General features: G+C 72.2%; 27 protein-coding genes. 11 read left to right on the top strand and 16 right to left on the bottom strand.

What is annotated here, in order from left to right; genetic code table 11:
* The first annotated feature begins 7 nt into the window (after window positions 1–7).
* Window positions 8–187, top strand: coding sequence for an antitoxin (locus C8E87_RS35815; RefSeq protein WP_133877833.1), 180 nt, complete (start codon window positions 8–10; stop codon window positions 185–187).
* Between the two features lie 114 nt (window positions 188–301).
* On the opposite strand, the gene C8E87_RS35810 is transcribed toward C8E87_RS35815, so the two are convergent.
* The 3 genes from C8E87_RS35810 to C8E87_RS44005 all read right to left on the bottom strand — a co-directional run bounded on the left by C8E87_RS35810 (window position 302) and on the right by C8E87_RS44005 (window position 2852).
* Window positions 302–673 (bottom strand): spore germination protein GerW family protein, encoded by a 372-nt coding sequence (locus tag C8E87_RS35810; RefSeq protein ID WP_239080431.1) that lies wholly within the window; start codon window positions 671–673, stop codon window positions 302–304.
* A 39-nt stretch (window positions 674–712) separates the two neighbouring features.
* Window positions 713–2596, bottom strand: coding sequence for an ABC transporter ATP-binding protein (locus C8E87_RS35805; protein ID WP_239080432.1), 1884 nt, complete (start codon window positions 2594–2596; stop codon window positions 713–715).
* 79 nt (window positions 2597–2675) lie between these two features.
* Entirely contained in the window at window positions 2676–2852 is a 177-nt protein-coding gene (locus C8E87_RS44005) for a hypothetical protein (RefSeq protein ID WP_166661393.1), read from the bottom strand.
* Between the two features lie 99 nt (window positions 2853–2951).
* Between C8E87_RS44005 and C8E87_RS35800 the strand changes: the two genes are divergently transcribed.
* Window positions 2952–3560, top strand: a complete 609-nt coding sequence (locus tag C8E87_RS35800; RefSeq protein ID WP_133877831.1) for a GNAT family N-acetyltransferase — start codon at window positions 2952–2954, stop codon at window positions 3558–3560.
* A gap of 377 nt (window positions 3561–3937) precedes the next feature.
* Here the strand turns inward: C8E87_RS35800 and C8E87_RS35795 are convergent, their stop codons facing one another.
* The gene (locus C8E87_RS35795; protein ID WP_166661392.1) at window positions 3938–5626 is read right to left on the bottom strand and encodes a dienelactone hydrolase family protein; all 1689 of its coding nucleotides are present in this window, start codon (window positions 5624–5626) and stop codon (window positions 3938–3940) included.
* Between the two features lie 91 nt (window positions 5627–5717).
* On the opposite strand from C8E87_RS35795, the gene C8E87_RS35790 reads away from it, so the two are divergent.
* Window positions 5718–7187, top strand: coding sequence for an ATP-binding cassette domain-containing protein (locus C8E87_RS35790; protein WP_203720813.1), 1470 nt, complete (start codon window positions 5718–5720; stop codon window positions 7185–7187).
* Between the two features lie 493 nt (window positions 7188–7680).
* Complete coding sequence (locus C8E87_RS35785) at window positions 7681–8427, top strand: DUF3152 domain-containing protein (RefSeq protein ID WP_133877829.1); 747 nt, start codon at window positions 7681–7683, stop codon at window positions 8425–8427.
* A gap of 111 nt (window positions 8428–8538) precedes the next feature.
* Here C8E87_RS35785 and C8E87_RS35780 read toward each other — a convergent pair whose 3' ends face one another.
* The 3 genes from C8E87_RS35780 to C8E87_RS35770 form a co-directional block, all read right to left on the bottom strand.
* On the bottom strand, window positions 8539–9900 hold the full coding sequence (locus C8E87_RS35780; RefSeq protein ID WP_133877828.1) for a dihydrolipoyl dehydrogenase family protein: 1362 nt from the start codon (window positions 9898–9900) through the stop codon (window positions 8539–8541).
* Between the two features lie 146 nt (window positions 9901–10046).
* Window positions 10047–10481, bottom strand: coding sequence for a MarR family winged helix-turn-helix transcriptional regulator (locus tag C8E87_RS35775; RefSeq protein WP_133877827.1), 435 nt, complete (start codon window positions 10479–10481; stop codon window positions 10047–10049).
* A gap of 357 nt (window positions 10482–10838) precedes the next feature.
* A complete protein-coding gene (locus C8E87_RS35770; RefSeq protein ID WP_133877826.1) occupies window positions 10839–11228 on the bottom strand; it encodes a hypothetical protein in 390 nt (129 codons plus the stop codon).
* Window positions 11229–11612: 384 nt separating this feature from the next.
* On the opposite strand from C8E87_RS35770, the gene def reads away from it, so the two are divergent.
* Window positions 11613–12146 carry a peptide deformylase gene (def, locus tag C8E87_RS35765; protein WP_133877825.1) on the top strand — a complete coding sequence of 178 codons (534 nt, stop codon included), beginning with the start codon at window positions 11613–11615 and terminating at the stop codon, window positions 12144–12146.
* Between the two features lie 35 nt (window positions 12147–12181).
* Here def and C8E87_RS35760 read toward each other — a convergent pair whose 3' ends face one another.
* From C8E87_RS35760 to C8E87_RS35745, 4 genes are all read right to left on the bottom strand, one after another.
* Entirely contained in the window at window positions 12182–13441 is a 1260-nt protein-coding gene (locus tag C8E87_RS35760; RefSeq protein ID WP_133877824.1) for an alpha/beta fold hydrolase, read from the bottom strand.
* Between the two features lie 9 nt (window positions 13442–13450).
* Entirely contained in the window at window positions 13451–14047 is a 597-nt protein-coding gene (locus C8E87_RS35755; protein ID WP_166661391.1) for a GNAT family N-acetyltransferase, read from the bottom strand.
* Between the two features lie 179 nt (window positions 14048–14226).
* Window positions 14227–15252, bottom strand: a complete 1026-nt coding sequence (locus C8E87_RS35750; protein WP_239080433.1) for an alanine racemase — start codon at window positions 15250–15252, stop codon at window positions 14227–14229.
* Between the two features lie 248 nt (window positions 15253–15500).
* Window positions 15501–15887: a YbaB/EbfC family nucleoid-associated protein gene (locus C8E87_RS35745; RefSeq protein ID WP_133877821.1), complete on the bottom strand. Its 387-nt coding sequence runs from the start codon at window positions 15885–15887 to the stop codon at window positions 15501–15503.
* 34 nt (window positions 15888–15921) lie between these two features.
* Between C8E87_RS35745 and C8E87_RS35740 the strand changes: the two genes are divergently transcribed.
* The 3 genes from C8E87_RS35740 to C8E87_RS35730 are packed head-to-tail and all read left to right on the top strand — an operon-like array spanning window position 15922 to window position 17604.
* Window positions 15922–16497, top strand: coding sequence for a hypothetical protein (locus tag C8E87_RS35740; RefSeq protein WP_133877820.1), 576 nt, complete (start codon window positions 15922–15924; stop codon window positions 16495–16497).
* A gap of 4 nt (window positions 16498–16501) precedes the next feature.
* Window positions 16502–16816 (top strand): hypothetical protein, encoded by a 315-nt coding sequence (locus C8E87_RS35735; protein WP_133877819.1) that lies wholly within the window; start codon window positions 16502–16504, stop codon window positions 16814–16816.
* Window positions 16813–17604 (top strand): WXG100 family type VII secretion target, encoded by a 792-nt coding sequence (locus C8E87_RS35730; RefSeq protein WP_133877818.1) that lies wholly within the window; start codon window positions 16813–16815, stop codon window positions 17602–17604. The genes C8E87_RS35735 and C8E87_RS35730 overlap by 4 nt, the downstream gene beginning before the upstream one ends.
* Here the strand turns inward: C8E87_RS35730 and C8E87_RS35725 are convergent.
* Both C8E87_RS35725 and C8E87_RS45995 read right to left on the bottom strand, forming a co-directional pair.
* Window positions 17601–18329 carry a hypothetical protein gene (locus tag C8E87_RS35725; RefSeq protein ID WP_133877817.1) on the bottom strand — a complete coding sequence of 243 codons (729 nt, stop codon included), beginning with the start codon at window positions 18327–18329 and terminating at the stop codon, window positions 17601–17603. The two genes, C8E87_RS35730 and C8E87_RS35725, sit on opposite strands and share 4 nt — an antisense overlap.
* Window positions 18330–18787: 458 nt before the next feature.
* Window positions 18788–19141, bottom strand: a complete 354-nt coding sequence (locus tag C8E87_RS45995; protein ID WP_239080434.1) for a PepSY domain-containing protein — start codon at window positions 19139–19141, stop codon at window positions 18788–18790.
* A 49-nt stretch (window positions 19142–19190) separates the two neighbouring features.
* Here C8E87_RS45995 and C8E87_RS45990 point away from each other — a divergent pair, with 49 nt between their 5' ends.
* Complete coding sequence (locus tag C8E87_RS45990) at window positions 19191–19589, top strand: hypothetical protein (protein WP_239080435.1); 399 nt, start codon at window positions 19191–19193, stop codon at window positions 19587–19589.
* Here C8E87_RS45990 and C8E87_RS35715 read toward each other — a convergent pair.
* Window positions 19586–20854, bottom strand: a complete 1269-nt coding sequence (locus C8E87_RS35715; protein ID WP_133877815.1) for a sensor histidine kinase — start codon at window positions 20852–20854, stop codon at window positions 19586–19588. The two genes, C8E87_RS45990 and C8E87_RS35715, sit on opposite strands and share 4 nt — an antisense overlap.
* Window positions 20851–21531, bottom strand: coding sequence for a response regulator transcription factor (locus C8E87_RS35710; protein WP_133877814.1), 681 nt, complete (start codon window positions 21529–21531; stop codon window positions 20851–20853). The genes C8E87_RS35715 and C8E87_RS35710 overlap by 4 nt, the downstream gene beginning before the upstream one ends.
* A gap of 103 nt (window positions 21532–21634) precedes the next feature.
* Here C8E87_RS35710 and C8E87_RS35705 point away from each other — a divergent pair, with 103 nt between their 5' ends.
* Both C8E87_RS35705 and C8E87_RS35700 read left to right on the top strand, forming a co-directional pair.
* Window positions 21635–22105: a septum formation initiator gene (locus tag C8E87_RS35705; protein WP_133877813.1), complete on the top strand. Its 471-nt coding sequence runs from the start codon at window positions 21635–21637 to the stop codon at window positions 22103–22105.
* A 153-nt stretch (window positions 22106–22258) separates the two neighbouring features.
* Window positions 22259–23419, top strand: coding sequence for an alkaline phosphatase PhoX (locus C8E87_RS35700; RefSeq protein WP_133877812.1), 1161 nt, complete (start codon window positions 22259–22261; stop codon window positions 23417–23419).
* On the opposite strand, the gene C8E87_RS35695 is transcribed toward C8E87_RS35700, so the two are convergent.
* Window positions 23416–23670: a hypothetical protein gene (locus C8E87_RS35695; protein WP_133877811.1), complete on the bottom strand. Its 255-nt coding sequence runs from the start codon at window positions 23668–23670 to the stop codon at window positions 23416–23418. The genes C8E87_RS35700 and C8E87_RS35695 overlap by 4 nt on opposite strands.
* Between the last annotated feature and the right edge of the window lie 140 nt (window positions 23671–23810).

Raw genomic sequence — 23810 nt, 5'->3', positions numbered from 1 at the left:
GCGCGTCATGGGTCTCATGGACAAGGCCAAGGATCTCGCCGACAAGCACGACGAGCAGGTCGACCAGGGCATCGAGAAGGCGGGCGACCAGGTCGACCAGCGCACCGGCGACAAGTACACGTCGCAGGTCGACCGGGCGCAGGACGAGGGCCAGAAGCGCACCGGAGCCGGCGACACCCAGCAGTGACTTCGTGCGCTCCCGGGTGGGGACAACCCTGCCCGGGAGCTCCGGCCGGCCCATGCTGAGCTGGGCAAACGCCGGTCGCGGGAAGTGTGGGCAGGGGCGCGAACGGGTCCCGCTTCAGGGCCTGCGGCGCCGGCGGGACTTGAGGATCGTCCGCGCCACCAGCAGCGCCGCCACGACCACGAGCTGCCCGCCGAGCACGATCCGGTTCACGTCGACCGCCGGGCGCCAGGTCACGGTTCCGCCCGACAGCACGAAGACGCCGAGCGGTTTCGCCACGACGCCGAGGCCACCGCCGTTGCCGGCGGCCTCCTGCCCCTCCGGGGCCGGCCCGCTGCCGCCTCCCCCGCCCGCGCCGCCGCTGATCTTCGCCACTGGCAGCACCACCACCCCGCCGTGGTGGATCGGCTCCCCGAAGACCCGATCCGCGGCGGCGCTCTCAACGATCCGGTTGAGAGCCTCTTGCACGTCCATCGTCGTGTCAGCCATACCTCCCACTGTGCTATCGCCCCGGCCCCGTGGGAACCCTCAGCCGGGTTGGTAGCCGGCGGCCTGAATGCGGAACAACCCCGCGTACCGGCCGTCGACGGCCATCAGCTCGGCGTGGCTGCCCCGCTCGACCAGCACCCCGTCGTGCAGCACGAAGATCTGGTCGGCGTGGATGACGTTGGCCAGCCGGTGCGTGATCAGGATCGTGGTGCGGCTGCCCTGGCGGCCCCGGATCGCCTGGAACAGGGCGTCCTCGGCGAGCGGGTCCAGCGCCGACGACGGCTCGTCCATGATCAGCAGGTCGGCGTCCCGGTAGAAGCCGCGCGCGGCGGTGATCCGCTGCCACTGACCGCCGGACAGGTCGTGACCCTCCTTGAACGTGCGGTCGAGCAGCGTGCGGTACCCGTGCGGCAGCGCCAGGATCGTCTCGTGCGCGGCGGCCTTGCGTGCGGCGGTCTCGATGCGTGTCTGCTCGGCGTCGCCGTCCAGATCCCCCATCGCGATGTTGGTCGCCGCCGTGTACGGCCATTTGTGGTGTTCCTGCAGCACCACGGCGATCCGGTGGCGCAGCGCTTCCGGGTCCCAGGCGCCGAGCGGGCGGCCGTTCCACTCGATCATGCCGTCGCTCGGCGAGCGCAGGGCGGCGATCATCGCGGCCAGCGTGGACTTGCCGGAGCCGTTCTCGCCCACGAACGCGACCGTCTGCCCGGCCGTGATGCTGATCGTGACGTCGTCGACGGCGGGCGTGTCCCGATCGGGGTAACGCAGGCTCACCCCGCTGATGTCGAGCCGGCGCAGCGGTGGCGGCTCGGGCCTGCTCCCGGAGTCGTCGTCCGGGATGTACTCGCGGGCGCGGTCGAGGAAACCCACGTACTCCTTGAAGAACTGCCCGTTGGTGAACAGGAAGTCGAGCTGCAGGGTGACAGTGGTGAGCGACCGCTGCGCCGCCTGCACCGCCACGACACAGGTGACGGCGGCCGACAGCGGAATGTGCCCGCCGGCCAGCAGCAGCCCGAGCAGCACCCACACCCCGCCGAGCCCGATCCCGCTGATCACGGCGCCGACGCTCATCGTGGTGGTGACCCGCCGCGCGAGTTTCAGCTCCTCGGTGGTCTGCGCGCCCATGACCATGTCGTACTGCCCGAGCAAGAACCTTCTGAGCCCGTACGTGCGGAGCTCCGGCGCCGATTCCCGTTCGGCCATCTGTCTTTCCAGCACGAACAGGCGCCGCCGCCGCACCGAGCCGGCCAGGAAGTTCGCGTACCGCAGGTGCCCGGCGCGCAGGGCCGCGTACCCGTTGGGCAGCGTCGCCACGAGCAGCGCGAGCAGCAGCAGCGGGTTGATCACGACGACGGCCACCGCCACGGCGACCAGGCCCACCACACCGGCGAGCAGGTTGGTGGTGTGCGACACGAGCCCGTTGGCGGCGTCGCTGCCCCGGGTCGCGCGCTCCATGTCGTCGGCGAACGCATCGGCGTCGAAGGCGTCCAGCCGTACGGCGGTGGTCGTCTCGAACAGGCGGCGCTCGGCCGCCTGATTGACGCGTGGGGTCAGCCCGTTCTGCGCGTAGCCGACCGCGATGCCCAGCCCGCCCCGCACGGCAGTGACCGCGGCGAGCACGGCCAGCGCGGGCAGGGCCGCCTCGACCCGTTCCGGGGTGGGCCCGGCGCCGAACAGTTCGACGAGCACCCGCTGGGTCGACAGCAACCCGAACGTGGCCATCGAACCCGCCGCGATCGTCGCGCCCGCGACCACCGACGTACGGGCCTTGTCCGCTCGCCAGGCGAGGGCCACCGCCTGCCGGACGAACTGGGGAAGTTCCGCGAAGACGCCGAACACGCCGGTCTCCGCACGCCGCCGCGCCCCGTGCTCCCACCAGGCATTACGTAGTTCCGGAAGGACTGTCTCCTCCGTGACGCTCACCAATACCTCACTCGGGGTAGCGGACGGGTCACCCTCCACACTCGCCGCTGGCGCGCGTTTTGTCGCCTACCCGAAGGAGTTAGGCACGTCGATCCGGACGCGGTGTGCGACGCTCGGCCACGTGGCCCTCGACAAGCCCGGCTCGGCCGCCCGGCCACGGCATGCCGACCAGGTGCGGCAGCCGAGCGGTGAAGATGAGGGTCGCCGGCGCGTTGACACGCTGCGCGGGACGAATCGCATCGGTGGCGATCGTCACGCGGTTACGCAAAGTGGCGGCAACACGGGCGGGGCAGAATGCCGGACGCGAGATAACCTCCCCAGAGGTAAGACGTTTCAAGTACACCTGAGAGCCCCCATGCACGTCACCCGTACCACCGATTCGTCGACCCGCGCGTTCCGGGCCGCCGTCAGAATGCTCGCCACCTCCCGCCGCCGCTCCCACCTGCGCAGCCGGCCGCGTGCCAGATCCGAGGCCACCGGGCTGGGCTGCACCGAGCAGCCGATCCTCATGGTCACCCCGACGGCAGGCCGCCGCTCGACCGGCTCGGTCCCGGCAGACCTGGCCCTCGTGCGCCGCCTGGCCAGCGACGAGTACGACACGTTCGCCGTCCTCGTCGCCGGCACGTTCGGGGTGACACCCGAGTCGGTCGCCGGCGTCTACACGGCCGAGGTCCTGGCCAACCCGCTGATCGGCGCGTACGTGGCCGAGACCCGCAACGGGACGGCCGTGTCGGTCGGGGTGGGCCTGCTCACCGACGGGCACCTGGGGGTAGCCAACGTCGGCACGCTCCCGGCGTTCCGGCGCCAGGGGTACGCGCGGGTGCTGACCGAGACGATCCTGCGGCGGGGCACACTGGCCGGCGCGCACACGGCCTACCTGCACGCGAGCGACGAGACAGTGCCGTTCTTCGAGCGGCTCGGCTTCACGGCCCGAGCCGGCTGGTCCCTGCCCCGGGCCTCCTGACACACGGTTGTCCGCCGTCGCGGTTCTGCCACCGCTCGCGTCGCCAGCCAGAGCGGTGACGGCGCGGGCCGGCTGAACGTCGCGGATGGTCACGCCCCGCACGTCATGACTGGTCAGCCGGACCTCGACGTGGGCCACGCCCGCACCACCCACCCAACAACACCGCGCGCACGCGGAACCGCCGCGCCCGCACCGGCCCATAACGGCCGCGCCGCACCGTCCGCCCGACGGCAGGCCAGCACGTGGAATGACCCCTGCCGCGCACCCTCCACGCGGACGTGGATGACCCTTCCCGCCCGCCGTCCGCCCAGGCGGCACTCCCGCACGTAAAGGACGGTGCCCGCCCCACGGCGGTTGAGGCAGCACTCCCCGCTCGCTCAGACGGCGGTTGGCAGGGTGGTGGCGATCGGCCAGGCGACCAGGACCGAGCCGGTCAACGCGCTCAGCCACGGCGGCGCGGCCACGGCCCGCAGCGCCGCGGACAGCCCCGCCTGGATCACCATCAGGGCGGCCAGCAGCGGCACCACCAGCACGAGGAACCCGGACGCCAGGCCGGCCACGGACGCGGCGGTCAGGGCGCACACCGTGATCGCCGCGACGAGCAGGTCGGCGCGGAAGGTGCCCGCCAGCCGTCCGGTGGCGTAGGCGAGCACGGCGAAACCCAGCCACACGAGCAGGAGCAGCCACCAGCGCTGCCCGGCGGGGACGGCGTGGGTGAAGCCGAGGTGCAGCGGGACGGCGATCGTGGCCGCCGCGTACGGGATGAGCAGCAACGCCCCGAGCAACGAGCGCAGGCCACCGGGAGGGGATGGGAAGCGGCGCAGGTACGCGAGGATCGCCAGGCCCATCACGGCGGTGAAGCCGGCCGCGTAACCGCCCAGCTCGAGGCGCGCGGTCGGCAGGAACGGCGCGACGACCGCGGCCACCACCGCCCCGCCCGCCGCAACGGCAGCGATGGGCGCGAGCTCGAGCACAACAGCGGCAGCCCGCCCGAGCTCGGCTGCCGGTTCAGCCATGACAGCGCCAGGCCGCGGCGGGGACGCCGACGGGCCAGGCGCAACAGCGGCCGTCCGCGCGGGACCGGCAAGCGGATCGGCTCCGACAGCGGCCCTCCGCGTGGAATCAGACGGCGGATCGACCCCGGCAGCGGCATTCCGCGGGACGGAAACCACACGCCCGGCCACAGTGGACGGACGACCGAGGAGCGCCCGGGTGATCGGGACGAAACCCAGGAGCAGGCCCAGCAGCAGGACACCCGACGACGCGAGCCGGCGCAGCGGGGACGGCAGGCCGGGCGTTGACGGCGTACGCCCGAACGTGGTGTCGAGCCAGTCTGCGGTCAGGCGGTGCGTCCGGGCCGCGTACAGGATGGAAATGTGCTCGACGCCGGGGACGGTCGCCGCTTGCCGGTCGCTGCCCGCGCCCGCGAGCGCCCGCTCGACCGTCTGGTGAAAACCGGGGAACTCCAGCTGGCCCACCAGCATCAGCAGGCGGGAGGGCCGGGACGGAGTCACCGCGTTCGAGCCGGGCAGCGAGATGGCCACGGTCGCCGCGATCGAGGGGTGCGTGGCGGCGTACGTCGTCACCGCGGCCGCCCCCATCGAGTGCCCCACCAACGCTGTCCGGGCCGGGTCGACGCTCGGCAGCCCGCTGAGATGGGTCACCGCCACGTCGAGGTCGTGCTGCAGGTCGACCGGGTCGCGGGTGCTCGCGCCGTGCCCGTCGAGATCGGGCAGCACCACCGTGTACCCGCGCGTGACCAGTGTGTCGCCGAACTGCCGCATCAACCGGGCCGACCCCGCGAACCCGTGCGCCACCACCACGCCCGGCCCCGGCGTGGCACCGGCCGGGCGCATCACGTCGAGCGGCACCCCGTCGACCACCACACGCTCGGCGGCGGGGAAACGGGCGAGCATCACCCCGCCCGCGACGACCGCGACCAGGGCGAGCATGGGCGGCATTAATCGGAAGCGGGACCGTTGCACGTCGGCTATTCTGGCCCGCATGTTCACCGGTGTCGCCTCGATGAGGTTGCGTTCCGGCCGCTGACGGCGGCTGCAGCTCATTTTTCCCAGGCTTCTGCACCGCCGTCCTGGCGTTCCTGCCGGGCGGCGCATCCGACGCTGCCCGGCTCCCAGACGAGCCGAGAGCAGACCCGTGACCCTTGCAGAAAAAACCCTCTCCCACGTACGCGCTGAGTCCGTCACCGTGGTGCGCGGCGACCGTGTCGTCCTCGACCGCGTCGACGTCACCGTGTCGGCCCGTTCCCGCCTGGCGGTGGTCGGGCCGAACGGCAGCGGCAAGACGACCCTGCTGCGGGTGCTGGCCGGCCTGGCCGAACCCGACCACGGCACCGTACGGCGTTCCGGCTCCATCGGCGTGGCCGAGCAGGCCCTGCACACCGGCGACGGGCAGACGGTCGGCACGCTCGTCGCCCAGGCCGTCGAGCCGTCGCTGCGGGCCCTGGAGGCGCTCGACGCGGCGCTGCCGGCCATCGAGTCCGACCCCGACGCGTACGGGGAAGCCTTGGAAGAGGCCACCCGGCTCGACGCCTGGGACGCCGAGCGCCGCGTCGACGTGGCCCTGGAGGCGCTGAACGCATGCACCGACCGGGAACGGCGGCTGGACACGCTGTCGGTGGGCCAGAGTTACCGCGTACGGCTGGCCTGTGTGCTCGGCGGGCGCCACGACCTGCTGATGCTGGACGAACCGACCAACCACCTCGACGCGGGCGGGCTCGCCTTCCTCACCGACCGGCTGCGGCAACACCCCGGCGGCGTCCTCGTCGTGACCCACGACCGGGCGTTGCTGCGCGACGTCGCCCGGGAGTTCCTCGACCTCGACGCCACCCCCGACGGGCGTCCACGGCTGTACGCGGGCGGCTACGGCAGCTGGCAGGAAAGCCGCCGCCGCGAGCGGGAACAGTGGCAGCAGGAGTACGACGCCCAGGTGGCCGAGCATCAGCGCCTGGCCGGGGCGGTCGAGGAGGCCCGCGGCCGGCTGAGCACAGGCTGGCGCCCCGACAAGGGCACCGGCAAACACAAGCGGCAAAGCCGGGCGCCGGGCGTCGTGCAGGCCCTCAAACGCCGGCAGGAAGCCCTCGACTCCCACCGGATCACGCTGCCCCGGCCGCCACGGCCGTTGCGTCTGCCACCCGGCGACACCCGCCCCGGCACGCCGTTGCTGGACGCGGCCGGCGTGACCGTGACCGGCCGTCTGGACACGGCGGCCACCGTACGCCTGACCGGTGGTGGCCGCCTGCTGGTGACCGGCCCGAACGGCGCCGGCAAGTCCACGTTGCTGGCAGTCCTGGCCGGCGTGCTCACCCCCGCCACCGGCTCGGTGCGGCGGCTGTCCGGGGCAACCGTCGGCTACCTCGCGCAGGAGTTCTTCACCGAGGCCGCCCGCATGTCGCCGGGCGAGCACCGCCGCCGGCGGCTGGAGGAGGTGCTGGCCGCCAGGCCCGACGTCCTGATCCTCGACGAGCCCACCAACCACCTCTCGGCCACCCTGGTCGACGAGCTGACCGCGGCCCTCACGACAGCCCCGGCCGCGGTGGTGATCGCCACCCACGACCGCCGGATGCTCGCGGACCTGTCGAGCTGGACCCACCTGCGGCTGGGGTAGCCGTTCGCACCCCGGGGAGCGCACTCTGCCGGCCGTCGAGCGGCCGGCAGAGTCCGACGCCTCGTTCCCCACGGTCCTACGCCACCGGCGCCGCGCGCGACCTGACCACGTGGCCGCGTTCTTCACGTTCGTCCGCACACCGGCCGGTTCCCGGATGACTGTGCACGTGGCGCGCACAGACGGATGCTGGTTCTGGTCGAACCAGCTGAAAAACAGGTCTCCCACCCGAGACGGACCGTGGTAAGTGACGTCACGCCGTTCGTCCGCCGCCGGCCCTCGCAGATAGCGCTCGGTTCCCGCGTCGCAGACGGAGCCGGGTCCGTACCGAGATCTCCTCTGGCACAGTCCCACGAAGCCGGCCCGGAGCGGCGCCCCACGGGAAGAAGCGCGGTGGGCACAAAGGGCGTCCGCCGGGGCTGGGCGCGTGTGAGGAATCTGGCAGGAAGCAACGTGGGCTCGGTGCCGGGCACGTCATGTCGATCGGAGGGATGGCATGACGTTGCGTTTGTACAGGCGGGTGGCGGCCGTTGTCGCGGTTGGTGTGGTGGGCGGGTGCGGCACGACCGCGGCCACCCCGCCGCCCGGCTCCGCCCAGAGTCCGAGGTCGCCCAGCACCGCGCAGAGCACCAGCACGAGCACGACAACTGCAGCCGCGCGAGAGCCGGTCCGGATCAGTTTTCCGCAGGACGGGTCGGGGCGCTGGGTCGTGGCGGCGGCCGGGAACGAGACGGCCGGCGCCAAAGGGCGGTTGATGCGTTACCGCGTGGTCGTCGAGCGGGACATCCGGGGTGTCTCGGTGGCCGGGTTCGCGGCGGCGGCGGGCGCGACCCTGGCCGACCCGCGTGGGTGGACCGGCGGCGGGCAGTGGCGGTTCCGCCGGGTCGGGCCGGGGCAGAAGTCGGACTTCACGCTCTACCTGGCCACCCCGGGCACGCGGGGTGAGCTGTGCGGGGACGGGTCGGACGGCTACACGTCGTGCCGGAACGGGGCCAAAGTGGTGCTGAACGTGGCGCGGTGGGCGGGCGGCGTGCCGGGTTACCGGAACAACCTGCGGGCCTACCGGCAGTACATGGTCAACCACGAGGTGGGGCACCGGCTCGGCCACGGTCACAACCTGTGCCCGGGCAAGGGCAGGCTGGGGCCGGTGATGCTGCAGCAGACGCTCGGTCTGCACGGGTGCAAACCGAACCCGTGGCCCTACCCGGACGGCGAGCTCTATCGTGGACCGTCCGGGCAGTAGTCAACCATGCACCACGGCCGGAGCCCGCGCAACGGCCCGTGGTTCGACGCAGGCCGCGAGGAGCAGCGGGTTCCGGCCCGGTGCGGTTGGCCGAGCCGACGTGGCGTACGGCTAAATTCCGAGGTTGTTGAAAAGGTACAGCCAGATCTCGGAGCGGGTCGGGAACGACGGGACGGCGTGGCGCAGGCGGGTCACGGGGATCTCGCCGACGATGGCGATGGTCGCGGCCTGCAGGAAATCGGCGACCTGGGTGCCGGTGATGGTGGCGCCGACGAGCACGCCGCGGTCCTCGTCGACCAGGAAGCGTGCCGTGCCGACCGTGCCGCCGGAGTAGGAGCCGCCCGCGTTGCCGTCGGTGGGGACGTCGATCACCCGCACGTTCAGGCCGGCCGAGCGGGCGCCCGCGGTGGTGTAGCCGACCGCGGCGACCTGCGGGGACGTGAAGATGACGCGGGGCGCGCCGGGGCCGTCGGCGAGGTGGTCGGCGGCGATCGGCTTGCCCAGGATCTCCCCCGCCGCGACGGCCGCCTGATATTTGGCCATGTGCGTGAACAGGGCACGCCCGTTGAGGTCGCCGATCACATACAGCCAGTCCTGCCCGGGAACGCGCATGTGCTGGTCGACCTCGACATAGCCGTCCGCCTTGACGCCCACGGCCTCCAGACCCAGATCAACCGATTGCGGCGTACGCCCCGCGGCGACCAGGATCTCGTCGGCGCTCACCGTGCTGCCGTCACCCAGGGTCACCGTCACCCCCTCCGCGTCGCGCCGCACCGAGGTGGGGCGATGGCCGGTACGCACGTCGACGCCCTGCTCGGTCAGCCGGGCCGCGACCTGCTCCCCGGCGAAGTCCTCCTCCCGCGGCAGCAACCCCCGCCCGGCGACCAGCGTGACCCGCGCGCCCAGCGACACGTACGCCTGCGCCATCTCGGAGCCGACCACGCCCGCGCCCACGATGACCAGCGACTCCGGGATCTGCTTGGCCGTGGTCGCCTCACGGTTGGTCCACGGGTTCGCGTCGGCCAGCCCTTCGATGTCGGGGACGGTGGCCCGGGTGCCGCCGGCCAGGATGACCGCCCGCCGCGCCTCCAGAACGTCGTCACCGACGGTGACCTGTCTCGGCCCGGTCAGCCGCCCCCAGCCGCGCACCAGCGTGATCCCCCGGTCGAGCAGCCACGGCACCTGCGCGCTGTCGTCCTCGTTGTTGATCAGCTCGTCACGCCGGCGCAGCACCGCGGCCACGTCGAGCGAACCCGTCACCGCCTCGGCCGCCCCGGGCACGTGCCGGGCCTCCTCGAGCAGTTCCCCGGGCCGCAGAAGCGCCTTCGACGGGATGCACGCGTAGAACGAACATTCCCCGCCGACATGGTCCGCCTCCACGATCGCCACGCTGAGACCCGCCTCGGCCAGCCGTCCCGCAGCGACCTCACCGCCGGGCCCCGCCCCCACCACCACCACGTCGAAACTCTGCATGGCCCAATGATCGTCCAATCGGCGCAGTGGATGCACGCTCTTCCCTCGCACGCTTTTTCCGTACGCCTTCACGGAAGGTTCGCGCCGCACCTCGCGGCCACCGCGGTGCGCAAGGCCATAGCGCGGGCTCCGGCCGTGGTGGTGGGTCACCCGGGTGGGGCGTCCGAGCGTTCCATCAGTTCGGTCATGGCCAGCTGGAAGTCGCGTCGCCGCTGCTCCGGCCAGCCCTCGGTGAGCCGGTCGAAGACCTGCTCCTGCCATTGATGCGCGCGCGCAAGCATCTCGTGCCCGGCCGGGGTGACCGTCGTGGGCCGGCGCCGTCCGTCAGCGCTGGTGCTCGTGGAGAGACAGCCGGCCTCGACTCCGCTGCGGATCAGCCGTGACGCGCCGCTCTGGTCGATGCCGATCTCGTCGGCGACGGCGTTCACGGTTGCGGCGTGTCCACGCTGTTCGAGAGCGTGCACAGCCTCGGTGACCAGCACGAGACGGCCCTGCTCACGGTCGGCGCCGTGCGGCCCGGTCTCCAGTCTGCGCGACCAGTGCCGGACGAACCCGAACAGCGTCTGCCCCGGCCCTCTCATCCGAACTCCCCTTCCCGGCCCGCAACCCGCGGCCGTCTGCTCCCGGCTCGCCCGCGGATCACCCGCTCGCCGCCCGCTTGCCCCGCGTCCGCCCTGCCCCGCTCCCACGCGGGCCGGCATCTCGGTTGCCGGGCAGATCACCGCGCTGCCCGATCGAAGGGCGCCGCATCCGCGTAGGCCGGCTCCTCGGTCGCCGCCAGATCGCTGCCTACGTGCTCGGCGGGGACCGTCCGCCGACGCGGCCGGGTCAAGGGCCGTCGCGGACTGGCATCTCCGTCGCTGCCACATCACTACCCGCCCGGTCAAGGGCCGTCGCGGACCGGCATCTCGGCCGGCGCCTCATCACTGCTCGCCCGGTCACGGGCCGCCGCGAGCCGACTCCTCGGCCGCCGCGAGATCGCTGCCTGCCCGATCGAGAGCCGTTGCGAGGTCGGGGTAGCGCAGGGCGGCGGTCACCACGCCACCGTCGACGCGGAACGCGGTCGCCACACGGGTCGAGCCGACGCTGCCCGGCCAGGTCGCGTCCTGCTCGACCACGGTCAGGCGCTCGCCGGCCGGATGCCGGCCGACGGGTTCGAGCCGGATGCCCGAACGGTCGACCCACTCCGCGAACTGGGCCGGAGTGATCGCCGCCGAGCCTCGGGGCCCCAGCACGACGACCGGGTCGCCGACAGCCAGCGCGGCCCGATCGAGGTCGCCCGAGTTGACACTCGCGTGCCATTCGACGATGGCCTCTTCCCGTTCCATCGCCCAACTATATGCGAAACGCATAGATTCCTGGAGCTGGAATGACCGGGCCGCTCGTGAGCAGGCACGATCACCCGAACGAAGGCAGCGCAGGCGTCATCGGGCCGGGACCCGGACGAACAAGCGCAGCGCGGCATCGCGGCGCCGCGGGGAACGGCGGGCGGTCAGGCGGCTGTCACGACGGCGGGACAGCGAGAGCGGGCAGGGGGCGTGAGACGGCTCGGCGGGTTCGGGGCGGCGAGCACGCGAGGGCCAGGTGTGGTCGTTCCCGTGCTGCATGCGGCACCTGTCATCGAACGGCGGGAGACAAGGCGTCATTCCACCGCCAAACGAGGTCCCGGCGAGGGCGGATCTCACTGACTGGACGCGAGTACCGTCCCTGGCATGACTGTGTTGGACATCCGGAAGGTCGGCGACCCGGTGCTGCGCCGGGTTGCCGAGCCGGTGACCGTTTTCGACGCCGAGCTCCACAAGCTGGTCGGCGACCTGAACGAGACCCTCGAGCAATCCCGCGGCGCCGGGCTGGCCGCCCCGCAGATCGGGGTGAGCCTGCGCCTGTTCGCGATCAACCCGGACCTGCCCGGCAACGACGCCCGCCTCGACCATCTGATCAACCCGGGTCTCGAGTTCCCCGACGACGACGAGCAGGACGGGCCCGAGGGCTGCCTGTCCATCCCCGGCATCTATCTGGACACCAAACGCCGCATGAACGTGGTGGCCCGGGGCCTGACCAAGCACGGCGACCCGGTGCAGATCGTCGGCGCCGGCCTGCTCGCGAGGTGCATCCAGCACGAGACCGACCATCTCGACGGGGTGCTGTTCATCGACCGGCAGGACGCGGCGGGCCAGGAACGCATCCTCGCCACCCTGCGCGAGGCCGCCTGGGCCGACGCCCAGCTCAAGGTCAGCCCCCACTGACCCGCCAGGCCGCCTGACGGCCGCGCACCCCCGGGTCAGCGCAGCCCGGCGGCCATCTCCATCAGGTGCCCGAGCACGGCCTCCCCCGAGCTGCGCAAACCGTCGTGCTCGTGCTCGTTCGTCACCCACGTCCGCACGTTGCCGACGGCGGCCGCGGTCTCGAGCGACAGCCCCGCGTCGACGTACATGTCGTCGGCGTACACGGCGGCCACCACCGGGACCTCGTTGGACGCCAGCCGCCCCACGTCATAGAGCACCGGCCAGTCATCGGTCTCGGCCAGGATGCCGGCCGCCCCGGCGAACGGGCGCAGCGCCGCGATCTGCTCGAACATCCACGGGAACATCATCTCGCCGGTGAACAGCAGCGGGTCGGCCCCGGCGGCGAACTCGGGCCGCTCGGCCAGCGCGCGGGCGGCGGCCCAGCCGGTGGAGCCGTTGCCCTGGCCGTAGGAGTATTCCTGCAACGCGAACAGCGGCTTGTCGACGTAACCGGTCTGCGCCATCACCTCGTACAGGAATGTCGGTGACAACCGCTCGCCGTGCCACGCCTCGTCGAGAAGCCAGTGCACCTGGGAGTAGCCGTAGCTCATGCCGAAGACGCTGCCGAGCAGGCGGAAACGTTCCGGCGTGAGACGGTCGCCGTCGGGCAGCCGCACGTCGGTGGCGGCCAGATGGTCGGCGACGCGCCGCACGGCCGCGCGGTCGCCGGGGAAGTCGCGATAGAACTCGGCGTTCTTGCCGGCCACCCGTGGATACGTCCGCGCGTACACCTCGTCCGCGGTGGCGGTCAGGCCCGGCAGGCCACCGGTGACGTAACACGTGCGCAGGCCCTGCGGCGCGGCCGACAGATAGGTCATGGTCACGAAGCCGCCGTAGCTCTGCCCCAGGGTGTCCCACTTCGCGCCGCCGGCCACCCGTTCCCGCAGGATCTCGGCGTCGGCCACGATGCTGTCGGCCCGGAACAGCTTCACGTAGCCGGCCAGTTCCTTCGCCGTACGCTCCCCCACCGTGCTCGCGGTGAGCGGTGTGCTGCGGCCCGTGCCGCGCTGGTCGAGCAGCAGCACCCGATGGGTCCGCACCGCCCGCGCGAGCCAGCTCTCGGCCCGCAACGGCCTCGGCGACTTGCCACCCGGCCCGCCCTGCAGGAAGAGCAGCCACGGCAGATCGTCACCGCTGCGGTCGGCCGCCACCACCTCACGCGCGAAGACCTCGATCGTCTCGCCGCCGGGATCTCGATGGTCGAGCGGCACGGTGACGGTGTGATCGGCGAAGCGGAGACCCGGGTGAGCAATCATGCCGACACCTTAGAGGCGGCGTCTGACATAAATCACCGCGTCTATCCGGCCCCCGTTCGGACCGGGCAGAACGCCCAGCTGTTTGCCCTCGACCTCGAACCCGGCCGCCTGCAACGTCTTCTGCGAGGCCAGATTGTCGACGGGCGTGCCCGCCACGACCCTCTGCAGCCGCGCCTCGTTGAACGCCCACTTCGTCACCAGCTGCACCGCCCGGCGGGCGTAGCCCCGGCCCCGGAACGCCGGCAACACCCCGTAACCGAGCATGCCCTCACGCTGGTGCGGCTGGAAGTAGTACAGCGCGATCTGCCCGGCGAACCGGCCGCTGCGCGCGTCCAGGATGCTCATCGCGGCCACCTCCCCGGCCAGCCAACGCCCTTCCGCGTACGCGAAATGCTGCTCCACCTGCTCGCGCGGCGGCACGACCGGCGGCACCGAGCTCGCCACCACCTCGGGCAGGCTGCGCAACTCCATCCAGCCGTCCAGGTCGTCCGGGTGCAACGGCCGGATCCGGATCACGCCGTCGGTCAGCTCCCCGCCCGGCAGATCGGGCAAAATGCGCGGCGCGGGCCCTTCCGGGTCGTCCTCGAGCCGCGCCCAGACCACCATGTCCTCACGGTTCGGCCCGGCGCCCCGCGCTATTCCCTCCCGGCGATACCCCAACGCGATGACGTCCCGCTGCGCGGCGGGATCATCAAGCCGGAGACGAATCTCAGAACGGTACGGCGATGTCACCCGGCCACGTTATAGCGACCGGTCCCGGCACTCCCAGGGTCTCCCGCCCCGGGTCACGTGTTGGCGCCACGGGCCGCGACCCGCCAGCGGTCGGCCTCCGCTCCCCCACGGACGACAACCAGCTCGTCGGCCAGGTTGACCGTGGCGCAGACGTGGTTCGGGGCGATCCGCAACACGTCGCCGCGGGCCGGCGGCTCGGCGGGGAACTCGATCGTGGCATGGTGCTCGGAGAGGGCGACGATCCGGGCATCCGGGTGCTCGGGCAGCCGTCCGAACCCGGTGGCCCAGGCCAGACGGTCGGCGCCCAGAACCTTGGACCCGGCGTCGACGATCACCCGATTTCCCGTACGGCTCACGACCGTGGCCACCACGGTGAGCGCGACGTCGTCCCAGCCGCAGCCGCCCAGCTCGACCTGCTGCGCATCGCCGAACACGTAGACGCCGGGCCGGATCTCGGTCAGCGCGCCACCTTCGGCCAGCGGGGCTGTGGGCGTGGACCCACCACTGCGTACCCCGTCCCCCAGGTCGGCCGCGGACAGGGCAGCGGCTTCGTCGAGCGCGGCCGTGTGCTGCTGACCCGGGGCGTAGCCGTGCCCGGGAAACGTGAAAATCCCCCGTACGCGGTGGCCGGCCCGCTCGGCGGCCTCAGCCACCCGTACGGCGTCAGCCGGCCGCACACCGCTCCGGTGATGCCCACTGTCGATCTCGACCAGCACATCGAGCGGCCCGACGGCGGCGGACAGGGCTTCGGCGCTCTCCGCCGAGTCGACCCCCACCCGCAGGGCGACCCGCCCGGCCAAGGCCCGCAACCGCTCGGCCCGTCCGGGTGACGGCCAGATCGGGTACGCGATGAACAGGTCGTCGAAGCCGCCCCCGGCGAACACCTCGGCCTCGCTGACAGTGGCAACGGTCAGCCCCGTGGCCCCGTGCTCGACCTGCCGGCGGGCGATCTCGAGGCACTTGTGCGTCTTGGCGTGCGGCCGCAGTCCGAGCCCGCGTTCCCGGGCGACGGCCGCCATCCCCGCCAGGTTCCGGTCGAGCACGTCAACGTCAACAGCCACGTACGGCGTCTCCAGCACGGCATCCCCCCTCGGTGCCCCACCATGATCGCGCACCGCTGCACCGCCGGGGCCGCCGCCACAGCCGTTACAGCTTCCTAGGAGGCTGGGTTGATTGAAGGAGCCCCTCGATGAGCCGGCGCTGAAGGCTGACCGTGCCAAACCGGCCTGCCGGAGCATCCTGGCGTGGGGCCCGGGAGCCCGAGACGCAACACCGCATCAACGCGGTTCGTCGGCGTGGCGCCAGGCCGCGTTCGCGTTACGAAAGGTCAGCGCAGGTCGCGGCGTTGCATGAGGCGGTCGAGGTCGTCGGTCAGGGCGTCCAGCCGGCGGATACCGTCGTCGAAGGTGTCGCTCGGCCGGGCCTCCAGCAGCGGCGCCATGATGGCATCGGTCTGCGTGGCGAAGTCGGCCTGAGCGGCGCTGATCGCGGCCACGATCTCGTCGGCCAGCTCGGTGACGGGCAGCGACGACGCGTCGGGGTCGAGGCGCAGCTCGAGGACGCGGCCGCCCGGGCCGGTGCGGGCACGGGCGTACCGCTGCGGGGAGACGCCCTGCCCCGCCGCGCCGGCCATGTCGGACTGCATCTTCGCGACCCGCTCCAGCTGTTCCTGGGCGTACGCCGCCAGGTCGGTGAAATCGCGGATCTCCGGCATCGATGCCTCCCGGCGGACATGCCATCCTGGTGCGATGGCGGTGAAGGACTACACCTCGAAGGTCGCGCCCGCGTTCGGCGGCCTGCTCCGGGAATCCGAACGGCTGCTCGCCGTCTCGCCCCTGGTGCAGGATCCCGGCACGACCGAGGAGGTCTCGGCGCGCGACGAGCTGATCGACCTGCTGGACCCGACCATCCTAGTGGGACTGGGCACGTTCGGCGGCAGCGCCGTCCAGCAGGCCGTGTGGGGCCGCGCGGTGATCGGCGGACCGGGCACGCAGGGCCGGTTGCTGCACGAGGCCGTCGGCCGGGTGCTCGCGCCCCAGGTGGCGGTCACCGACAGCCGCCTGCTGCTCGCCGAGATCGAAGTGACCCCCCGGGCGAAGAGCGGACTCGGCCGATGGTTCGGACCGTCCGATCAGGTCGCGCGGGTCCGGTACGAGGTGGACAGGGCCGCTATCCTGGGTGCCGTCGCGGCCCCGGCGGGTGCCCTGCGCCGTGGACGACTGCTGGCCGGGTTCCGTGACGGGTCCGGGTGCATGCTGGTCTGCGCGCCGCCCAGCCTCGCCGAACAGGTGGTCGAGGCGATCGGAGCGCCGAGGGGGGAGTAACCGCGTGGGACAGCCGGTCGGCGTCCATCTGGACGCGTTGAGCCGATATTCGGCGGCGATGGACGAGCTGGGCGAGTCGTTCGAGTCGACCCGCCGGTTCCTGGTCGACGCCGACGTCACCGAGGACAGTTTCGGCCTGCTCCCCGATTCCCGCGACTGCGCACAGGTATACGAGCAGCGCACCACCGACGGCCTCGAGACGCTGCGTAACGGCGCCGACGCGTTCTCCGACCTGAGCCAGGCGTTCCGCGAGCTGCGCGAGGACTACGAGCGTACGGATCAGGCGGCCGCCGCCCGGGTCACCCGGAGCGGCCAGTGACCCGGGCCCCGAGCGGCGCCGACCGCATCGAGCAGTGGCTGGGCCCGGCCGGCGAGGCGTACTCGATCATCAAGCCGATCGTGTCGTTCCTGTCGGACCCGCTCGACCAGGTCACCGGCGACCCCGACCAGCTGCGCGAAAAGGCCGAGGCGTGGCGTTCGGCGGCGGCACAGCTGGAGCAGCACGCGCAGACCGAGCTGTCCGCCCGTACGGATCTCTTGTCCTACTGGGAGGGCGAGGCTGCAGCGGCCTTCAACGCCGAGCTCACCGAGGTCAACCGGTCGTTCGCCGAGATCGCCGAGCATTTCCGGGTGACCGCCGAGCTGCTCGACGGCTCGGCCGAGGCCGCCCAGCAGGCCCAGGACCTGGTCGAGTCGATCGTCAGGGAACTCATCGCCTGGCTGATCGTCACGATCATCGTGGCGCTCGCCTCGGCCTGGATCACCGCGGGCGCGTCGCTGGCGGCCGGGGCTGCGGCCGGTGGCATCGAGGCCGCGGTGGCCGGCACCCGCGCGGCCACGGTCGGCATGAAACTGGCGAACCTGCTGCGCAAGGTGGCCGCGTTCCTCAAGAAGATGAGCGACTTCGCCAAGACGTACAAGCTCACCAAGATCCGCAGCGTGGGCGCGAAGAACTGGGTCGGCGCACGGTACGCGACCAAAGAGGGCTACCAGCTGCTGGCAACCAACTGGGTGATCAAGAAGACGATCGTGCAGCCCACGCTGGGCCCGAGCATCGACAAGGTGACCGGCGCCGACGAGACCTGGAAACTCCCGCAGGTGTTCTAGAGCAGCCAGGGGTCCACGCCGCCACCGCCCGGCGGATCCGCGATCACTGGCGGAGGCGTCCGGCGACGGCGCACCGGACGAGCCAGACGGTCAAGAGCCTTCCCCCGTACGCCGGGAAGGCCGAACCCGAGCCTGGTCAGCTCGCGTGCCCGCGGCCCGGTCGGGATGTCCCGCGGCAGGGTGGCCACCGCGACCAGCCACGTCGGCAACTCGAGCAGACGCAGGACCCGGGCCAGCCGCTCGGACTCGTTGACCGTCTCCGGGTCGAGCCGCTCGCCCAGCATGCCGGCCAGCTCACCCGCGCGCTCCGGATGCCCGCACACCTCGGCGAAGGCGGTCGCGTTCTCCACCCCGTACGGGTCGTCGAGCACATCGTCGTCGGCGCCGGGCTCGCGGGACGGGTCGCTGACGTAACGGCCCAGCTCCTCCCCGTCCGACCACGCGACCAGGGCCAGCTGCCGATCGGTGCGCACCCGGATCGCGAGCACACGGCCGGGGAGTTCGGCGCCGACCTCGACGATGCCCCGCCGCCCCGAGGCCACAGCGCCACCCGCGGCGATGACCGGCAGCCAGCCCTTGTCCGGCGCGCCGACCCATCCCGTGAAGCGGAGCCGGCCGAGCACCTCGACGACCTGCGTCGCGTCCCCGGCATGCACCAGGGCCACCGCGTACGTGTCACCGGCCGGACCGCCCGAGCCGGGCGCGGGGGCGTACGGGAAAACCATGGTCCCAAGTTAGGCCGCCCTCCCCCACCGGCCGATCCGACCCCCTCCGCCCGGACCGGCCACCCCACCCAAGACCGCCCCCCAAGATCAACAAGCTCCGGGGGCCCACCCTCCTCCGGGGGCCCCCGTCCCCGGCCATTGTCGTCCGTTTTGCCGATCTTGGAGCCGGGCCCTGTGGACGGCCCGCAACTGTGGACAAGCCAGCAGAGATCAGCCCCGTGTGCTAGGAACCGATCAACGCCCCGGACAGCCCCGGGCGGCGGTTCCGGACACCACGAGCCTTTCGCCGCCCGGAGGTGGCGGACACCCCGGTTGTCGCCACGCGTGCCGTCCCACCGGGCACGACGCCGACCCCTTCACCGGCAGGGATGCCGGACGCCCGGTCGCCGCTACGCCTGCCGTCCCGCCACTGCGCCGACTTCCCCCACAGCGAGCGCTCCACCCGCACCGGGCAGCCATCAGTCGTCGTCGCGGTCGTCCCCGCCGTGCCGCCCGCTCCCGTCGTCCCCACGATCATCGTCGCCGCCGTGCCGGCCACCCCGGTCCTCGTCCCCGCCGTGCCGGCCACCCCGGTCGTCCCCGCTCCGGTCGTCCCCGCTCCGGTCGTCCCCGCCGTGCCAGCCGCTCCGGTCGTCGTCATCTCGGCCCTTGTCGTCGGAACGACCGTCGTCGCCTCGGACGGCGGACACGTCGTGATCGGTCACCGCGCCCGTCCGGCGGTCGATGTCCAGGTCGTGCTCGGCTCCCCGATACACGACCTCCACCTCCCACACAGCCCGCCCGTGCTCGGTCTCGGCTTCCACCTTGGTCACCCGTCCCCCTCCGACGGCTGACAACGCCTTCGACCGCGCCTGCGCGATCGTGATCGAGGTGACCGCGTCGCCCAGCCCCGACGATGCCGACGGGCTGCTGCCGCCCGGGACCGGGGCCACCGAACCCGGCTCCACCGTCTCGAAGGGCGACGGAGTGCTGCCGTCATCAAGGCTGCCGTCCCCGCGGAACTCCTCCGAGGGGCCGGCCGACGACGAAGGCGACGACGGCGACGACGGCGACGACGCTGGCGACGACGGCGAAGGCGACGAACCGGCGTCTTCCCCACCGGCGGCCAGAGCCGTACCGGTCACCCCGATGACGGCAGCCGCCCCGACAGCGGCCGCGATGGCGTACGAGCGCTTCATGGTTTTCCTCCTGATTCGGTGTGCTTCCGACAGGAGGAAGACTCGCGCTTTCCTGGATAGCGGCGCGCTGCCCGACCGCTAAGGCCGGGTTAAGAGCATCGTGACCACCGAGCCACCCTCCGATCCGCCGTGGATCTCGAACCGTCCCCGAGCGGCCCGGCGCGCGATGTCCAGCCCCAGGCCTGTCGAGTCGCCCCCACTGACGCCCCGCCGCACCAGTCCGTCCGGCATCCCGGGCCCACGGTCGGCGATCGTGAGCTTCACCCCGTCGGGCGCCACCTCCAGCCGTACGGAGAAGGGGGTGCCCTCGGGTGTGTGGGCGAAGACGTTCCCCAGCAGGGCGTCGACCGCCGCGGCCAGCTCGTCGGCCGACACCGCCGCGGGCTGCGGCCCCGGCGCCAGATCGACAGTCACCGACCTCCCGGTGTCCTCGGCGAGAACGGCCCAGAACGCGACCCGATCGGCCACCACCGAAGCCGCGTCACACCGTGCGGGCTCGGAGTCGGGGTCGGCGCGGCGGCGGGCCTGCTGGATGAGCCCGCTCACCGCACGTTCCAGGGCGTCCGCGGCGGCGCTCAGCCGGGCGCTCTCCGACGGGTCACGCAGCCCTTCGGCCTCCAGCCGTAAAGCGGTCAGCGGGGTCCGCAGCCGGTGCGAGAGGTCGGCCACCTGTTCCCGTTCGGCTCGAAGCAGCTCCTGAATGCGCCCGGCGAGGTGGTTGAGGGCGCCGGCGACCTCGCGTACCTCGGGAGGCCCGCCCGCTGAAGGTGAGGCGCGCGCGGTGAGTTCTGCGTTGGCCAGGCGGTGCGAGACGGCGGACAGGTCGCTGATCGGGCGGGTGATCGTTCGCGCGAGCCGGTCGGCGACCACCACCCCGAGCGCCACCAGCAGCGCGCCCAGCCCGGACAGCACCAGCCAGGAACGGGTGACGCCGGCGCTGCTCTCGCCGGCCGAGACCACCGTACGGATGACTGCCGTGCCGTCGCGGCCCTGAACCGACACCACGATCTCGCGGGCGCCGCCGTTCTCGACGGTGAGACTGCGGCTGCCCAGCCGCGCCAGCTCGACGGCCGGGGTGGCCTCTTGCGGCGTGCCGAGCATTGTTCCGTCGCTCAGATAGACCGTGATCGGGCGGCCCGAGGTGGCGGCCAGCGTCTCGACGGTCAGGCGCAGGTCGTCGGGGGCGGCCCGGCCGACGTCGGTGATGATGCCCTGCACGTCGGCGGTCGCGCGCACGGTGGCCCTGTCCTGCGCGACCTGGCGCACCAGGAAGGCGAGCGGCACCAGGAACGCGATCATCATGAGGCTCGTGGTGGCCAGCACCAGCAGGCGCAGCTGCCCCCTCACGGCTGCGTGCCCAGCCGGACCCCGACCCCCCGTACGGTGTGCAGGTAACGCGGCGCGGTGGCGCTCTCGCCCAGTTTGCGGCGCAACCACGACAGGTGCACGTCGACTGTCTTGTCGGCACCCCCGTACGGGATCTGCCACACCTCGGTCATCAGCTCACGCTTGGTCACCACCTGCCCGGCGCGGGTGGCCAGGTGATGCAACAGGTCGAACTCGCGCGGCGTCAGCTCGACCGGCTCCCCGGCCAGCCGCACCCGCCGCCCGGCCGGGTCGATGACCAGCTCGCCGACGGTGATGGTGGGGTCGGCCGACGGGGTGGCGCCGCGGCGCAGCACCGCCCGGATCCGCGATTCCAGCTGGGCCGCGGTGAACGGTTTGACCACGTAGTCGTCGGCGCCCGCGTCGAGCACCCGGACGATCTCGGTCTCGTCGTCACGCGCCGTGGCCACAATCACCGGCACCTGGCTGACCGCGCGCAGCATCCGCAGCACCTCACGGCCGTCCAGGTCGGGCAGCCCGAGGTCGAGAACCACCAGGTCGGGGCGGTCGGTGAGCGCGGACTGCACACCTTCCATGGCGGTGGCGACGGACGCGACGGCGTGGCCGCGCTCCTTGAGGGCACGCATCAGGGGCGTACGGATGGTCGCGTCATCCTCGATCAGCAGCAGCCGGGCCATTGCCCCGAGGGTAGTCGCCCCGGCCGCGGCGACCTGCGCTCTTAACCGTCCCTTAGCGCGGTCCCGAGACTGCGTTAGCGCCCGGTCCGGCATAGTGCTCCCCATGCAGGCTCCTCGTTCGCTCGTGGCCGGCGCCGGTTGGCTGGCCGCCGCCGTCGTCGTCACCGTCGCCGGGCTGGGTGGCATCCGGCTGGTCGGCGACAGCCTGACCGGAACCGCCGGCGGCGTGCTCAGCGAGCAGGAGGTGGCCCGGGCGTTGGCTGACGCAACCCCTTCCCCCGTACGGTCGTCAGCCGCCGCTCCCACGTCGGCCGCCGCGTCCCGTCCGCCAGCGCTCACGAGTTTCCCCAGTTCGGGAGGGGTCGCCATCGCCGGCTGCCGGGGAAACCAGGCTTTCCTGGAGCGATGGTCACCGAAGCCCGGCTACGAGGTGCGTGACGTCGACGCCGGGCCGGACGACGAGGCCGAGGTCCGATTCGAAAGCGCCGACCGCCACGTCGACCTGAAAATCACCTGTTCAGGCGGTGTCCCCCGGGCTGTCGAGCACGCGAACCACGGCGAGGACGACGACTGAGCATCGTCGAGGCCGGCCGCTCCGCCACCGCCGCGTCCCGCACACCGTCGACCATAAGGCTTCGACAGTCGTCAATGAGCGGTCGCGCGTCGTTAACCCGGTGGCCAGGGCGGGCCGAAAGCCTGTCCCGAACGCTGTCTTCGAGGAGGACCCATGGATCGTCGCACCCTGCTGCGTGCCACCGTCGCCGGGGCCGGTGGGCTGGCGCTGCCGTTCACCGCTTGGCCCGCCGCCTACGCGGCGCCCGCGCAGAACGCGACCGGGCCGTACGGGCCGCTGCAGGCCGCCGACGCCAACGGCATCCGGCTGCCCGCCGGATTCACCAGCCAGGTGGTGGCGCGCTCGCGGCAGACCGTGCCGGGGACCTCGTACGTGTGGCACGACGCCCCCGACGGCGGAGCGGTGATCCCCAACGGCAGCGGCTGGGTCTACGTGTCCAACTCCGAGGTGTCGTCGTCGGCAGGCGGCGGGGCCTCCCGGATCGTCTTCAATTCCAGCGGCCAGATCGTGGGAGCGTCGCGGATCCTGAGCGGCACCGACCAGAACTGCGCGGGCGGCAAGACGCCGTGGGACACCTGGCTGTCGTGCGAGGAGGTCACCCGGGGCCGGGTCTGGGAGACGTACCCGCTGGGCGGCTCGGCGGTGGTGCGACCGGCAATGGGCCGGTTCAAGCACGAGGCTGCCGCGGCCGACCCCGTACGCCAGGTCGTCTACCTGACCGAGGACGAGTCCGACGGCAAGTTCTACCGCTACGTCCCGGCCACCTGGGGCAGCCTCGCCGCCGGCACCCTGCAGGTGTTCCGGGCCGGCAGCGGCACGTCGGGCTCGTTCACGTGGGCCGACGTGCCCGGCCCGGACGGCTCCCCCACGCAGACCCGCTATCAGGTGTCCGGCGCCAAGTCGTTCAACGGCGGCGAGGGCTGCCACTACGCCGACGGCAAGGTCTGGTTCACCACCAAGGGCGACAACCGGGTGTGGCAGGTCAACCTGGCCACGAGCACGTACGAACTGGCGTACGACGACAATCTGGTCAGCTCGGGCACGGCCCCGTTGACAGGGGTCGACAACGTCACCGGCTCGCCGTCGGGCGATCTTTACGTGGCCGAGGACGGGGGCAGCATGGACATCTGCCTGATCTCGCCGTCGTCGGCGACGGTGTCCGTGTTTCTGCGGATCACCGGCCAGAGCGCATCGGAGATCACCGGCCCGGCGTTCACCCCGGCCGGCGACCGGCTCTACTTCTCGTCACAGCGTGGCGCCACCGGAGCGTCCTCCGGCGGCATCACGTACTGCGTCACCGGTCCGTTTCGCTAGGATTTTCGGGCGTCGAGGATCGCGGCGACGGCCGCGACAGTGACGACCGCGCAGGTCAGCAGGACGCCGCGCGCACCCCAGGCGACCATGGCCACCGACAGCAGACCCCAGGCGACGCCCGCGGCCACGAGCACGGTGACGAGCACCGGCCGGGGCCAGCGGGGCCAGGGGTCGCGGCTCAGCGTGGGGTAGTCCGTGGTCAGGCGGGCGACGATGTCGTCGAACTCCCGGCGCTTGTCCTCGGTGCTCATCCCGATCGACCTCCTAGTCGAGCAGTGCTCCCGATCGCACTCTACGTCGGAGAACCGTCTCAAGGTTCGAAGGATCTTCACGTAAGTTCCCGCGGCACCATTGTCTTCCCTTCCGCCGCGTTTTCAACCGAGCCTTACTA

Origin of the sequence: Paractinoplanes brasiliensis (assembly GCF_004362215.1) — a bacterium.
Lineage (GTDB): Bacteria > Actinomycetota > Actinomycetes > Mycobacteriales > Micromonosporaceae > Actinoplanes > Actinoplanes brasiliensis.
Note: the sequence above shows the minus strand (reverse complement) of the source record. Positions and strands in the feature narration are given on the sequence as shown.